Below are 15111 nucleotides of genomic sequence, written 5' to 3'. Positions count from 1 at the left end.
ATGGAAAAAATAGCAGTATTAGTAGATTCTGGATCAGATATAGATTTAGAAAAAGCTAAGGAATTTGGCATTTATTTGATGCCATTTTATGTAAATTTAGATGGAAAATTTTATAAGGAACAAATAGATTTAAAGCCAGAACAATTTTATAATTGGATAAGAAAAAATGAAAAATTACCCAAAACTTCTATTCCCTCTCCAGGCGAGTTAGAAGAAAAATTAAATGAAATTAAAAAAGATGGATATGAAAAATTAATAATAATTACCATATCCAAAAATTTCACAGGATTTTTCAATTTATGTTCACAAATAGAATTTGAAGGACTTGATATAAGAGTAGTTGATTCACAATCAGTTGCCCTTACAACAGGTTTACTTGCAATTTATGCTAAAAATTTAATTGAAAAAGGATTTGAATTTGAAAAAATAGTGGAAATGGTAGAAGAGAAGAAAAAAGAATCAAAAATATTTTTCACTATAGATACCTTTAAATATATAATTGCAGGAGGAAGGGTTCCTAAAGCTTTTGGAAAAGTTGGAGAACTTTTAAATATCAAACCAATTGTTATGTGTGATCCAACAGATGGAAAATATCATATTGTTAAAACCTGTAGGGGCGAGAAAAAAGTTATAAAAGAAATGGAAAAAATCGCAAATGAATATTTAGGAAAATTTGACAAATATTACATGATAATTTCAAATGGTGGCTACAAAAAAGGATCTGAAATTTTGGAAGAAAAATTAAAAGATTTTAAGGAAAAATCGAGCTTATTTTTAGCATCACAAATAGCTCCAAGCCTTGGAGCAAATACAGGGCCAGGATTATTTGGTTTTGGATTTTTGCCTATTGATTAATAAATAAAAAAGACGAGAATTTTCTCGTCTTTTTAAATGAAAATTTTTAATCTTATTTAATTTCTAAAGAATTTTCCCAAAGGCCATGGATATTGCAATAGCTTAATGCAAATAAAGTACCTTTTTTGTCAGATTTAAATTCACCAACAGCTTTTGGAGTTGTATAAATTTCACTTTCACCGTGAGCTGAGAAATTATAATTTGCAATTTCTACAGGTAATTTTTCACCTTCTGGTATAAAGAAAACTTTAATCCAAGCAATGTGGTGTTCTAAAGTATTTGGGTGAGCAATTTCTTTTCCTACAAAAGCAGAAACTTCATATTTTCCTTCGCCAAGTTCTTTATATTCTAATTCTGGTACGTGTTTTTCATTTTTCCAATCGCCTGATTGAACAGTTTGTGTTAATAACATAAAATCCTCCTAATTTTTTATCTACATTTATTTGATACCCATAGGCAAAAAAAAATAACAAAAATATAAAAGTTTTTTTAAGACTTCAAATTTGTTATAATATAATTGTTATGGAAAAAATTATTATTACAACAAGCTTTGGTTTAGAAAGCTTAATAAAAAGACAATTACAAGAAGAAAATTATAAAGATTTCGAAGTTTTAAATGGGAAAATAATTTTAAATGGAAATTTAGATGATATCTCTTATTTAAATTTAAATTTAAGAGAAGCTGATAGGGTATTTTTAGAAATTGCATCATTTGAGGCTAAAAGTTTTGAAGAATTATTTGAAAATATAAATAAAATAGATTGGTTTGATTTCTTATCAATTGATGATAATTTTATTGTAAATGCCAGGACTTACAAATCAAAATTATTTTCTATTCCTTCAATCCAATCAATAAGTGAGAAAGCAATTGTAGATTCTTTAAAAAGAAAATATAAAATTTCGACATTCAAAAAAACAGGACCTCGAGTTCAAATTGAAGTTATGATTGAAAAGGATATGGTTTCAGTTTGCCTTGACACATCGGGAGATGGTCTTCACAAAAGAGGATACAGAGAAGGAAGTGTAAAAGCTCCTTTAAGAGAAAATTTGGCGGCGGCTCTTATAGATTTATCTTTTTATAAAGATGATAGGTTTTTGTTTGATGGTTTTTGTGGATCAGGAACTATTTTGATTGAAGCTGCAAGAAAAGAAAGAAATATTGCCCCAGGTCTTGATAGGGATTTTGATTTTACATCTTTTAAATTTTACGATAAAAAAAGATTTGAAAAAATAAAAAAAGAAGCCTACGAAAAAATCGATTATAATAAAAAGTTAAATATCTTAGGCTCAGACCTATCAAAAAATGCAATTGATCTTGCCAAAAATAATGCTTTAAATGCTGGAGTATATGAAGATATTACTTTTCTAAACAAAAATTTTAGGGAAATAAATTTAAAGGATAATTTTGGAATTTTTATATCAAATCCACCATATGGTGAAAGATTGTCAAAATTTGATAAGGAAAAAATTTCAAAAATGATTGATGATAAATTTAAAAAATTAGATACTTGGTCAATGTTTATAATTTCATCCGACGAAAAAATTGATAAAAATATAAAAAGAAAGCTATCAAAAAAGAGAAAATTATATAACGGAGGACAAAAAGTTGACCTCTACCAATATTTTGGTAAAAGACCAAAAAAAGATAGAAAAGTTAAGATTTAAGTGGTACTATAATTACAGCTATTAGGAGGTGTTTATTATTAATAATAATGAAACAAATAGAAATTCAAATAAAGTATTGTTTACAATCGGTGGAATTGTAGTAGGGATATATATAATAGGAACAGTTTTATTTTCTTTTGTGTGTTTACCAAATACCCATGTTAATGGAAAAAATGTATCATTTGCTCCAAAAGAATCAGTAATTGGCGATAGTGTTGGAGATTTTGATATAAAAATTAAAGGGCTAGACGATAAAGAATTATCATTTAATTCAAAAGATGTTGATTACAAGGCAAATATCCCAAAAGGAGCAAGTCTTGATCAAAATCCATTAAAATGGCCAATAAGTTTTTTGACAAAAGAAAATTTTGATTTTGATTATAAGGTAAATTTTGATGAAGATAAACTTGATAATATTTTAAAAAATTCAAGCTTTATGAATAAGCTTGTTGAACCTAAAGATGCAAAATTAGAATTTGATGGAAAAGAATTTAAAATTGATGAAGAAGTTGAAGGAAATAAAGTAAAATATAATAAATTAAAAGAAGCTTTAGTTTCTGCAATTAAAACTAGAAATGCTGATATAAAAATGGATGAGTCATTTTATGAACGTCCAAAAGTATATGCCAAAGATGAAAATTTACAAAAAGCCTTAAAAGAAGCAAATGATGCTTTAAAATTATCTTACAAATTTAATATCAATGGTTTTGATTATAAAATTGAAGGTCAAACTTTGGCAGATATGCTTGAATATAAAGATAAAAAGTTAAGCTTGAAATATGATAAACTTGCCGAATATGTTTCAAAAATGGCGGAAGAAACAAACACCTACGGTAAAAATAGGAAATTTAATGCGACCGATCTTGGAGAAATTACAGTAAATCCTGGAGTATATGGTTTTATTATAAATCAAGAAGAAACTATTAATTCCGTTTTAAAATCTTTTGACCAAAAAAAATCAGCAAATATAGACCCTGTTTATGAAAGAGAAGGCCTTGAAAGATATGATGATGGTTCTGATTTGAAAGATACCTATGTTGAAATTGATATTTCAAGACAACAATTATGGTATTATCAAAATGGTGAGCTTTTACTTTCTACACCTGTAGTTACTGGAGATGTTTCTCAAAAAGGATTTACAAATGTGGGTGTAGGTTCAATTCTTTCAAAAGAAACAAACAAAAAATTAAAGGGAAATAACTTTGATGGAAGTAAGTATTCAGTTCCAGTAAAATATTGGATGCCAATAGGATGGGATGGAGAAGGTCTCCACGATGCTGGATGGAGAAGAGCTTTCGGTGGATCTTATTATAAGTATTCGGGTTCAAATGGGTGCATAAATATGCCGCCAGATCAAATCAGCAAACTATTTGAAATGGTTAAATACAATACTCCAGTTGTTGTATATGAATCATCAACAAGCAACTCACCAAACATGTTATATTAATTTTTAAAAGTGCTATCTATTTTTAGATAGTCACTTTTTATATTTACTAATTGAAAGGAAGAAAAATTGATTAAAATTGAAAATTTAAATTTTTCTTATAAAGATAATTCAGAAGAAAATGAAATTAAATACACGAAAGCTTTAAATAATTTAAATTTGTCTATTAAAGAAGGAGAATTTGTGGCGATTTTGGGCCATAATGGTTCTGGAAAATCTACTCTTGCAAAACTTTTAAATGGTCAAATATTTCCTACAAAAGGAGATATCTTAATTTGTGGAATGAATACAAAGGATGAGAAAAAAATTTGGGATATAAGAGAAAAATGTTCAATGGTTTTTCAAAATCCTGATAACCAAATGGTTGCAACTACTGTTGAAAATGAAGTTGCCTTTGGTCCAGAAAATTTACAAGTTAAAAACCCAGAGCTTAGAGAAAGGGTAGATGAGGCGATAAAACTTGTCGGTATGGAAGATTATAAAAAAAGATCTCCTTCTGCTCTTTCAGGTGGACAAAAACAAAGAGTTTCTATTGCAGGAGTTATAGCTATGCTTTCAGATTGTATTATTTTTGATGAACCAACAGCCATGCTTGATCCTCAAGGAAGAAATGATGTTATGGATATAATTCAAACTCTAAATAAAAAATATAAGAAGACAGTCGTTCACATAACTCATTATATGGAAGAAGCTGCCCTTGCTGATAGGATAATTGTTTTAAATAAGGGAGAAAAGGCTCTTGAAGGAAGTGCTAGAGAAGTTTTTTCAAAGGTAAAAGAAATGAAAGATTTAGGTCTTACAGTTCCTCAAGTTACAGAAATTGCCTATGAACTTGAAAAAGAAGGTTATAATTTTGAAAAATTACCTTTAAATATAGAAGAATTTTTGGAGCTAGTATGAAAATTGAACTAAAAAATGTTGATTATATATATAATGAAGACAGCGAAGAAGAAAACTATGCTCTAAAAAATATTAATTTAGAGATTAATAAGCACGAAATAATTGGTTTGATTGGTCAAACAGGATCAGGAAAATCGACCCTAGTCCAACTTTTAAATGGATTATTGATTCCTACAAATGGAGATGTTTTTGTAGATGGAGTAAATACAAAAGATAGAAAAACTAGAAGAGATATCAGATTTAAAGTGGGGCTTGTTTTTCAATATCCAGAAAATCAATTGTTTGAAGAAACTGTTGCAAAAGATATAGCCTTTGGTCCAAAAAATATGGGACTTGATGATGAAGAAATTCAAAAAAGAGTAAAAAATTCTATGGAAGCTGTTGGTCTTGATTATGAAAAGATAGGTGAAAAATCTCCTTTCGAATTATCAGGTGGCCAACAAAGAAGGGTGGCAGTTTGTGGAATTATTTCTATGAATCCAAAAGTTTTGGTTTTAGATGAGCTTACAGCTGGACTTGATCCAAAAGGCAGAGATGATATTTTTGGAGAAATTTTAAAACTTTATAATAATGATCCAGAACTTACTATCGTTTTAGTTTCCCATTCTATGGAAGATGTGGCAAAATATGTTGATAGGGTTATTGTTATGAACAAGGGAGAAGTTTTTTCCGATAAGTCAACTTATGATACCTTTACAAAAACAGATTTATTATCAATTGGGCTTGATATTCCACAAGTTACAAAATTTATGAAAGCTTTAAAAGAAAAAGGCGAAGATGTTAGAGATGATATTTATACGGTAGAAGATGCTGTTGTTGAATTAAAAAAATATTTGGAGGCTAAGAATGAATAATATAGCTATAGGTCAATATTTACCATACGATACCTTTATTCACAAATTAGATCCAAGAGTAAAATTAATTGCATCCTTACTTTTTATAATTACCATATTTTTTGTTCAAACTTTTGTAGGATATATTCCCTTTGTAATTTTATTAGTTGTTATGATAAGTGTAGGAAAAATTCCTGTAAAATCATTAATTAGAAGTATAAAACCATTAATATGGATTTTACTTATAACTGGACTTATAAATTTATTTACAACAAGTGGAAAAACACTTTTTACTATTTTTTCACTAACAGCAACCTATGAGGGACTTTATAAAACTATTTTTATGTTTGTAAGAATTATTATGATAGTTGTTTCAACTTCAGTTTTAACTTTTACAACTTCTCCAATGGAGCTTACAGATGGATTGGAAAAATTATTTTCTCCTTTAAAAAGATTTGGTTTTCCTGCGGGAGAGCTTGCTATGATGGTTTCAATTTCTTTAAGATTTATTCCTACTCTTTTTGAAGAAGCCCAAAGAATTAAAATGGCTCAAATGGCAAGGGGAGCAGATTTTGAATCTGGAAATATAATTAATAGAGCGAAAAATATGATACCCCTATTAGTTCCACTTTTTATAAATTCTTTTAAAAGAAGTGATGACCTTGCAACAGCAATGGAGGCAAGACTTTATAGGATTGGTAGGGAAAGAACGAGGCTTAATGAAATAAAAATGACAAAAATTGATTATATAGTTTTGATTCTTTTTATTTTATTTTGTGCTGTAGTTATTTTTAATTTTTTCATATGACAATTCAAAATATTTTACTAAAGATCCAGTATGATGGATCTTTATTTGAGGGATTTCAAATTCAAAATGATAGAAGAACTGTTCAAAAAGAATTAGAAAATGCTATTAGAAAAGTTACCGGTGAAGAAAATAGGATTATTGCAAGCGGAAGAACTGACAGTGGAGTCCATGCAAATGAAATGTATATAAATTTTTTGACTGCAAAAAATATTAGGGCTGATAAATTTCATTTTCATCTTAAAAAATTTTTGCCGGATGATATTTTGGCTTTATCTTCAAAAAAAGTTGATAAAAATTTTCATGCAAGATTTTCTGTCAAAACAAAAACCTATAAATATGTGATTTCCTTGGAAAAAATTCTTCATCCAATTTATAGAAATTATATGGAACATGTAACTTATAAACTTGATTTTGAAAAGCTTCAAAAAGGAATGGATATTTTAAAAGGCGAGCATGATTTTAGAGCCTTTATGCTCAGTGAAAAAAATGATATAATTAATACTATAAGAAAAATTGATGATTGCTACTTTGTTTTGAATGAAAATAACTTATATTTATATTTTAAGGCTGAAAGTTTTCTACATAATCAAGTTAGAATTATGGCAGGCTCATTGATTGAGCTAAGTCGTGGAAAAATTAGCCTTGAAGAGTTTAAATATTATTTTAATGAAAATAATACGAAAAGAGCTAATCCAACTTTAAAGGCTGGGGGGCTATATCTTGAAAGTATTGACTATAGCAATTTAAAAAGTTAGTTATTATTATGGGAGAGTTAAATGAGTAAAAATAAAAAAAATAATAGCTTTAAACTTGATAAAAAGCAGATAGCTATAGGATTTTTTGCCATAATTGTTTTGGTTTTGATTTTCTTTTTATCAAGAAATATTGATTTTGCTAATAAAGAAGGTAAGTCATCCAAGGAAATTAATGAAAATTCTTATAATTCTTCAAAGATTATGAGAGTTGACCTTGATGATTTAAAAACTATAAATTTAGATTTAAAAACTTGCGATGTAAGAATTCAAGAGTCTTCTACAAATCCTTATGTGGAATATACAAATCTTTATAAAGATGACTATTCCTATGAAGTAAAGAGTAAATATAAAGATGGGAATTTGAAATTATCTTCGGATATAAAGGGAAAAGAACTTTACATGAAAAATAAAATTCAAATTGTAAGGATATTTTTGCCAAAAAATAAGAAGATTGACAGTATAAAATTAAAACTTGGAGCGGGCGATGTAAAAGTTACAAACCTAATTTCAGATGATGTAGATTTTGATTTGGAAAGTGGAAATGTAAGTTTTGAAAATTCTAAAATTTCTGGATCTGTAGCAAATAATGCTGGATCTATTCTCATAAAAAAATCTGAGCTTAAAAATTCTGATTTAAATACAAAAACAGGAAATATTATTGTAACAGATACAAAGCTTCAAGCAGATGAAAAAATGCAAAGTCAAAATGGAGACATAGTAATAAAAACAAAAGACCCTATAAAATCTTTTAATATTAATGCAAGGTTGGATGTAGGAAATTTTGTTTTGGGAAATGTTTCTTATAGGAATATTCTCGATGGTTATACAAGCGGAAAAAATAAAAAGAAATCACTTGATCTTAGAACAAATGTTGGAGATATTTTATTTAATCAAAGTGATGAAAATGCAATAAAGGAAGAGGAATTTATCAATGTTTCTAGTCCAGATTCAAATGAAAATTCTGATTCAAATGAAGACAATATTAATACGAATGAAGAAAATAATTAAGTTTTTAAGCTTAATTATTTTTTTTAGAAAAAAGGTGGGACATGGATACTTTAAAAAGTTTGAAAAAATATTTTGGTTTTGATTCTTTTAGAAAAGGTCAAGAAGAATTAATTGAAAATATTATTAATGGAAAAGACACGCTTGGAGTTTTGCCAACTGGTGGGGGAAAATCAATTTGCTATCAACTCCCGGCTTTAATGCTTGATGGAATTTGTCTAGTGATTTCTCCCTTAATTTCTCTTATGAAAGACCAAGTAGATTCTTTAAAAGAAAATGGGATTAGGGCTGAATTTATTAATTCCAGCCAAGATATTAAAGCTTACACGGAAACTTTAAGAAAAATCAAAAGAAATGAAATTAAAATTTTATATATTTCACCAGAAAGACTCGAAAATGAATTTTTTATTGATTTTATTAAGGAAGTAAATATTTCTTTTGTAGCCGTTGATGAAGCTCATTGTATTTCCCAATGGGGTCATGATTTTAGGCCATCTTATAAACTTATTCCACAAATTTATGATTTTTTTGATAAAAAAATTCAAATTGCAGCCTTTACAGCTACAGCAACCAAGGCAGTAAGGGAAGATATAATAAAAAATTTAAAATTATCTGATCCTTTTGTAAAAGTTACAGGTTTTGACAGGGAAAATTTATTATTTGAAGTTAGAAAACCTAAGGACAAAATGGACTTTATTTCATCTTATTTAAAAGATAAAAAAGATTTATCAGGAATAATTTATGCTTCAACAAGAAAAAAAGTTGAGGTTTGCTATAGATATTTGAAAAAATTATCTTTTAATGTAACTTTTTATCATGCAGGTCTTAGCGATAAGGTTAAAAAGAAAAATCAGGAAGATTTTATTTATGACAGAAAAAATATAATTGTTGCTACAAATGCTTTTGGAATGGGAATTGATAAGTCTGATGTGAGATATGTAATTCATATGAATATGCCAAAAGATATGGAATCTTATTACCAAGAGGCAGGGAGAGCCGGAAGAGATGGAGAAAAATCTGATGCAATTTTACTTTATTCAACCCAAGATATAGTTATAAATAAATATCTGATTTCCCAATCTCCTAATAGGGCTTATCAATTGGTAAAACTTGAAAAACTTCAAACAATAATAAATTATGTGAATACAAATAAATGTTTGAGGGGCTTTATTTTGGAATATTTTGGTCAAGAAACAAAAGAAAAATGTGATAATTGTTCAAATTGTATAGATGATTACGAAAAAATCGATGCAAGTATTGATAGTCAAAAAATTTTATCTTGTATTTATAGACTTGATCAAAGATATGGAACTTCTACAATCGTTGATTGCTTGAAAGGATCAAATAATAAAAATTCTAGAGAAAAAAATTTAAAGGCTGTTTCAACTTTTGGAATTATGAAAGAAAATAATGCAAAATATATAAAAGATTTGATTGGAGTCTTGGTTGCTGATGGTTATATAAAAGTTTCCGGCCTAAAATACCCAATTTTAAAATTAAATGAAAAATCAAAGGAAGTTTTGTTTAAAAATAAGAAAGTTTTCATCAGGGATCTAAAAGAAGATAATATTAAAGAAAAAATTGAAAAATTTAGTGGGAATTCTAATTATGATAAAGATTTATTCAATAATTTGAAAAAATTAAGATTAGAAATTTCTAAAAAAAGAAATATTCCACCATTTATAGTCTTCTCAGATGCATCTTTGATTGACATGGCAAGACTTAAGCCAAAAAATGAAGAAGATTTTTTAAGAATTAAGGGAGTAGGGGAAAAGAAATTAAGCCAATATGGAAAATTTTTTATTGGTAAAATAAAAGAATTTGAAAATTAAAAAGGACTTATAGTCCTCAGACTGTTGACAAACTAAATTTTTTCCCATTTCGAGCGAACGTAGTGAGTCGAGAAATCTCATGAAATCTCTCCGTGCGTTCGTTTCACTCACTTAGTCGAGATGGGTTGTAATGTAATTTTATTTTTAAATTACTTTGTCTACGCTCTGGGGATTAAGAGTCCTTTTTTTTTGCAAATTTATAGTAAAATAACTGATTTTTTCTTTAATTCTTCTCTAATTTCATCTGGCCAGTAGGAAACTTGAACTTCTCCTATGTGGGCTTTTTGTAAAAAGAACATACAAAGTCTTGATTGACCGATTCCGCCTCCAACTGTTTGTGGCAATTGGTTATTTACTAGCATTTTGTGATATTTGTAAGCTAATCTTTCTTCACAATCAGAAATTTTTAATTGTTCTTTTAAAGTTTTTGCATCAACTCTTATTCCCATTGATGATAATTCTAATTGGTCGTCTAAAATTGGATTGTAAACTAAAATATCTCCATTCAAATTCCAATCATCATAGTCAGGTGATCTCAAATCGTGAACTTCACCGTTTGATAAAACTTTTCCAATTTGCATTAAAAATACTGCCTTGTATTTTTTACAAGCAGCTCTTTCTCTTTCCTTGCTGTCTTTACATTCTGGAAATTCATCTATTAATTCTTGGCTTGTTAAAAATTTTATATTATTTGGCAACAATTTTACTCTTTTTGGAATCAATCTACAAAGATATTCATCCAAAGCCCTAAGGGTATTAAAAATTGTAAGAACTGTAGATTTTAAATAATCTTCATTTCTGTCCGTATCTTTTATTACTTTTTCCCAATCCCATTGGTCAACATAAAATGAATGAGTGTTGTCTGGTTCTTCGCACCTTCTTATTGCGTTCATATCAGTGTAAAGTCCCTCGTACATTGCAAAATTATATTCTTTTAAAGCATATCTTTTCCATTTTGCAAGGGAGTGAACAATTTCCATGCTAGCATTATTTGCTTCAGGTAGTGTAAATTTTACGGGCTCTTCAACACCAGATAGGTTATCGTTTAGACCGGTAGAATTTTCTACAAATAAAGGTGCTGATACTCTTTTTAAATTTAAATTGTTTGATAAATTTATTTGGAAAAAATCCTTAATTTCTTTTATCAACAATTGTGTCTTATATAAATTCTTATCACTTTGATAATTTTCTGGTATTTTTATTTCTTGCATTTTCTCTCCTAATACTTTGTTCTATTTTTACTATTAAATTATATAGGTTTTAGAATAAATTACAAGAAATTTTAAAAATTAACCTAAACTTTACATTAGTCTAATCAATTTGAAATAAAAATACTTTATTATTCATTGTGAAGTTACAAATATTAAAGGAGTAAATAATGAAAATTAAAAATTCAAAAATTATAGTAGCAGCACTTTCTCTATCAATGATTTTATCAGCTTGTGGAAATAAGGATGACAAAGCAAATGATGCAAGTGGATCAAATCCAACAGAAAATGCTAGCACAGCTAATGAGAAAAAAGACGGGGATACAGAAAATTCTGACCAAGAAGATTTTGATATAACTGTTGTTTCAAGAGAAGATGGTTCTGGTACAAGAGGAGCTTTCATTGAACTTGTTGGTCTTGAAGAAGAAAAAGACGGTGAAAAGAAAGATACAACAACTGATGAAGCTGTAGTTCAAAATTCTACAAATGGTGTAATGCAAACAGTATCTCAAGATCCTTCAGCAATTGGATATGTTTCTTTGGGATCTGTAAATGATAATGTTAAAAAAGTAAAAGTTGAAGGAGCAGAAGCAACAGAAGAAAATATTGAATCTGGAGATTATACTTTACAAAGACCTTTCAACCTTGCTTTCAAAGAAGATAAACTTGATGATTTGGCAAAAGACTTCTTGGCATTTGTTTTGAGTAAAGATGCTCAAGATATAGTTGAAAAAGAAGGATATATAAAAGTTGAAGCAAAAGAATACAAGGGTAAAAAAATCAAAGGTGATTTAACAATTGCAGGTTCAACATCTGTTACTCCTCTAATGGAAAAACTTGTAGAAAAATATAAAGATGTAAACCCAGATGCAAATATTGAAATCCAATCTACAGGATCTTCTTCAGGAATCGAATCAACAATTTCTGACGTAAGCCAAATTGCTATGGCATCAAGAGAATTAAAAGACGATGAAAAAGATAAACTTCAAGTAGAAGTTTTAGCAAAAGATGGAATTGCAGTAATTGTTAATAAAGATGATTCTAAATTAAATGATCTAACAAAAGACCAATTAAAAGAAATTTTCTCAGGAAAAATTAAAAACACATCTGATTTAAGCAAATAATTATTTTTAAATAGGCTCTAGGAGATTTCCTATGAGCTTATTTTTTTGTGAATTTTATAAACTTTACATAGATTTTACATAGGATTTATCAATTTAATACAAGGATTTAATAATATTATGTAAGAAAATAAAAAGGAGTTTGTATGGTAAAAAAATTATTATTGTTTTTATCTACTTTAGTTTTAATAACTTCTTGCTCTGGCAAAAAAACTGAAGTAAAAGAAAGCAAAAATTTTGACCTTACTGTTACAAGTAGGGAAGATGGATCGGGAACGAGAAAAAGTTTTATTGAACAAGTTGGTTTGATAAGAGAAAATAAAAAAGGAAATTATGAAGATATGACTACAGATAATTCTATGGTAATAAATTCTACAAATGGAGTTTTAAAAGCTGTTGGAGTTGATAAAACTGCAATTGCCTACCTATCACTTACAGCTTTGGATGATTCAGTTAAAGTTGTAAAAATTGATGGTGTTAGTCCAAACAAGGATACAATCGAAAGTGGAGAATATAAATTGCAAAGACCTTTTGCCCTTGCCTACAAAAAAGATTCTCAAACAGACTTATCCAAAGATTTTTTGGAATATGTAAAAAGTAAAAGTGCAAAAAAATTAATTGAAGAAGATGGACTTCTTGCCCTAACAAATGAAAAAGAATATAAAGCAAAAAATCTTGAAGGAAAATTAACCATAACAGGTTCTTCATCTCTAAGTTCAATTGTAGAAAAACTTGCTGAAAATTATGAAAAATTAAATGAAAATGTTGAAGTTGAAGTTTTATCTAACGAATCTTTGACAGGTTTAAAAAATGTAAAGGACGATGTTGTAGATATAGCCATGATTTCAAATAAATTGCATGATGATAGCCTTTCATCAGAAATATTCGCAATTGATGGAATAGCAGTAATCGTAAATAAAGAAAACACTCAAATAAATGATTTAACAATGAAAGAGTTAAGAAGTATCTATACAGGAGAGATAACAAACACAGGAGAGTTAAAATAAAATGAAATCTTTTAGAGAAAAATTTGGAGAAATTGTATTTTTAATTTCTGCCATTATGTCCATTTTATTAATAATTCTAATTACCTTTTTTATTTTTAGATCAGGTATAGATTTTGTTAGCCAATATGGACTTATAAAATTTATCAGCGGAACAAAATGGGCTCCAACTGCAAAACCTGCATACTTTGGAATAGGACCAATGATTGTTGGCTCAATTATTGTAACACTTTTATCAGCAATAATTGCAGTTCCCTTTGGTCTTGCCGTATCAATTTTTATGGCTTATTATTCAAAAAAATCTTACAACTTTTTGAATGGTCTTATAAATTTGATGGCAGCTATCCCTTCAATTATTTATGGATTTTTTGCCATGATGGTTTTGGTTCCATTTGTTTCAAAAACTTTTAAAACTGGTGGAATGAATATGCTCACTGCATCAATTCTTTTATCAATAATGATTCTTCCAACTATGGTAAACATTTCAAAAAACTCTCTCGAACAAGTTCCGGAAGTTTTTTATACAGGTTCTCTTGCTCTTGGAGCTACAAAGGAAGAAACTATTAGAAAAGTTATGGTACCTTATGCAAAAAGTGGAATTTATTCTTCAATAATTCTTGCTATTGGTAGGTCAATTGGAGAAACCATGGCAGTATATTTGGTAATTGGAAATCAACCAAGAATGCCAGGCGGTTTACTTGATGGGGTAAGAACTCTTACAACAAATATAGTTTTGGAAATGGGATATGCATCTGGTCTTCACAGAGAATCCCTTATAGCAACAGGTATGGTTTTATTCGTATTTATTCTTTTGATAAATATCGTATTTAACTTTATAAGAAACAAAGATCAAGCAAGAATGTAGAGGTAGTAATGAAAAATTCTTTTAAAATATTAATTTATTTATTGTCATTTTTGGGATTTGCAGCCGGTGGAGTTGTAATTGCCTATATTTTAATAAATGGTATACCAAATATTTCCCCTTCGCTTTTTGAATTAAAATATTCATCCGAAAATGTTTCAATAATGCCAGCCCTTATTACAACATTTTTATCAATTGTAATAACCCTAATAGTAACTTTGCCAGTAGGAATTTTTACGGCAATTTACTTGTCACAATATGCAAAAAATAAAATTTTGATAAAATCTGTAAGATTTGCTACAGAAATTCTTTCATCAATTCCTTCAATTGTATATGGTTTGTTTGGATATTTGTTTTTTGTTGACGCCTTACATTTGGGATATTCTTTAATTGCAGGATGTTTGACAGTAGCAATTATGATTCTTCCAACCATAATTAGAACAACTGAAGAGGCGATTTTAAATGTAAATCCTCTCCAAGCTCACGCATCACTTGCCCTTGGAGCTACAAAAATTCAAACAATTTTTAAAATAATAATTCCAGAAGCAATTAATGGAATTTTAGGAGGAATATTCTTATCAACAGGAAGAATTGTTGGTGAATCTGCAGCACTAATTTATACAATGGGAACAGTAGCAAAAACACCTACATCAATACTAGATTCTGCAAGAACAATGGCAGTTCATATGTATGTACTATCAACAGAAGGTTTCCATGTAAAAGAAGCCTATGCAACGGCAGTATTACTTTTAGTTTTTGTAATACTATTAAATTTTGTATCAGCAAAAATTTCTAAGGCTATAGTAAAATAAGGAGAGA

Annotated in this window: 15 protein-coding genes; 13 read left to right on the top strand and 2 right to left on the bottom strand. The window is 28.4% G+C overall.

Annotation, left to right across the window (positions count from 1 at the left end; translation table 11 throughout):
* On the top strand, positions 1-855 hold the full coding sequence (locus BN3265_RS06765; protein ID WP_058990774.1) for a DegV family protein: 855 nt from the start codon (positions 1-3) through the stop codon (positions 853-855).
* Between the two features lie 52 nt (positions 856-907).
* Here BN3265_RS06765 and BN3265_RS06760 read toward each other — a convergent pair whose 3' ends face one another.
* Positions 908-1267 (bottom strand): desulfoferrodoxin family protein, encoded by a 360-nt coding sequence (locus BN3265_RS06760; RefSeq protein WP_058990773.1) that lies wholly within the window; start codon positions 1265-1267, stop codon positions 908-910.
* Positions 1268-1377: 110 nt separating this feature from the next.
* On the opposite strand from BN3265_RS06760, the gene BN3265_RS06755 reads away from it, so the two are divergent.
* The 8 genes from BN3265_RS06755 (at position 1378) to recQ (ending at position 10097) form a co-directional block, all read left to right on the top strand.
* Positions 1378-2520, top strand: coding sequence for a THUMP domain-containing class I SAM-dependent RNA methyltransferase (locus BN3265_RS06755; protein ID WP_058990772.1), 1143 nt, complete (start codon positions 1378-1380; stop codon positions 2518-2520).
* Between the two features lie 28 nt (positions 2521-2548).
* Positions 2549-3967: a L,D-transpeptidase family protein gene (locus tag BN3265_RS06750; protein WP_058990771.1), complete on the top strand. Its 1419-nt coding sequence runs from the start codon at positions 2549-2551 to the stop codon at positions 3965-3967.
* Between the two features lie 66 nt (positions 3968-4033).
* A complete protein-coding gene (locus BN3265_RS06745) occupies positions 4034-4864 on the top strand; it encodes an energy-coupling factor transporter ATPase (protein WP_058990770.1) in 831 nt (276 codons plus the stop codon).
* Positions 4861-5718, top strand: a complete 858-nt coding sequence (locus tag BN3265_RS06740; RefSeq protein ID WP_058990769.1) for an energy-coupling factor transporter ATPase — start codon at positions 4861-4863, stop codon at positions 5716-5718. Before BN3265_RS06745 ends, BN3265_RS06740 begins: the two co-directional genes overlap by 4 nt.
* Positions 5711-6505 carry an energy-coupling factor transporter transmembrane component T family protein gene (locus BN3265_RS06735; RefSeq protein WP_058990768.1) on the top strand — a complete coding sequence of 265 codons (795 nt, stop codon included), beginning with the start codon at positions 5711-5713 and terminating at the stop codon, positions 6503-6505. The genes BN3265_RS06740 and BN3265_RS06735 overlap by 8 nt, the downstream gene beginning before the upstream one ends.
* Positions 6502-7260 (top strand): tRNA pseudouridine(38-40) synthase TruA, encoded by a 759-nt coding sequence (gene truA, locus BN3265_RS06730; RefSeq protein ID WP_058990767.1) that lies wholly within the window; start codon positions 6502-6504, stop codon positions 7258-7260. The genes BN3265_RS06735 and truA overlap by 4 nt, the downstream gene beginning before the upstream one ends.
* 21 nt (positions 7261-7281) lie before the next feature.
* Positions 7282-8268: a DUF4097 family beta strand repeat-containing protein gene (locus BN3265_RS06725; RefSeq protein WP_058990766.1), complete on the top strand. Its 987-nt coding sequence runs from the start codon at positions 7282-7284 to the stop codon at positions 8266-8268.
* A 41-nt stretch (positions 8269-8309) separates the two neighbouring features.
* Positions 8310-10097, top strand: a complete 1788-nt coding sequence (gene recQ, locus BN3265_RS06720; RefSeq protein ID WP_058990765.1) for a DNA helicase RecQ — start codon at positions 8310-8312, stop codon at positions 10095-10097.
* Between the two features lie 197 nt (positions 10098-10294).
* Here recQ and asnA read toward each other — a convergent pair whose 3' ends face one another.
* Positions 10295-11308, bottom strand: a complete 1014-nt coding sequence (asnA, locus tag BN3265_RS06715) for an aspartate--ammonia ligase (RefSeq protein WP_058990764.1) — start codon at positions 11306-11308, stop codon at positions 10295-10297.
* A 167-nt stretch (positions 11309-11475) separates the two neighbouring features.
* On the opposite strand from asnA, the gene BN3265_RS06710 reads away from it, so the two are divergent.
* The 4 genes from BN3265_RS06710 (at position 11476) to pstA (ending at position 15104) form a co-directional block, all read left to right on the top strand.
* The gene (locus BN3265_RS06710) at positions 11476-12429 is read left to right on the top strand and encodes a substrate-binding domain-containing protein (protein ID WP_058990763.1); all 954 of its coding nucleotides are present in this window, start codon (positions 11476-11478) and stop codon (positions 12427-12429) included.
* Between the two features lie 143 nt (positions 12430-12572).
* The gene (locus BN3265_RS06705) at positions 12573-13433 is read left to right on the top strand and encodes a substrate-binding domain-containing protein (protein ID WP_058990762.1); all 861 of its coding nucleotides are present in this window, start codon (positions 12573-12575) and stop codon (positions 13431-13433) included.
* Position 13434: 1 nt separating this feature from the next.
* Entirely contained in the window at positions 13435-14295 is an 861-nt protein-coding gene (gene pstC, locus BN3265_RS06700) for a phosphate ABC transporter permease subunit PstC (protein WP_058990761.1), read from the top strand.
* An 8-nt stretch (positions 14296-14303) separates the two neighbouring features.
* Complete coding sequence (gene pstA / locus BN3265_RS06695; protein ID WP_058990760.1) at positions 14304-15104, top strand: phosphate ABC transporter permease PstA; 801 nt, start codon at positions 14304-14306, stop codon at positions 15102-15104.
* Positions 15105-15111: the final 7 nt, after the last annotated feature.

The organism is Anaerococcus rubeinfantis, assembly GCF_001487145.1.
In the GTDB taxonomy this organism is placed as follows: Bacteria; Bacillota; Clostridia; order Tissierellales; family Peptoniphilaceae; genus Anaerococcus; species Anaerococcus rubeinfantis.
This window is presented reverse-complemented; position numbering and strand designations above follow the sequence as displayed.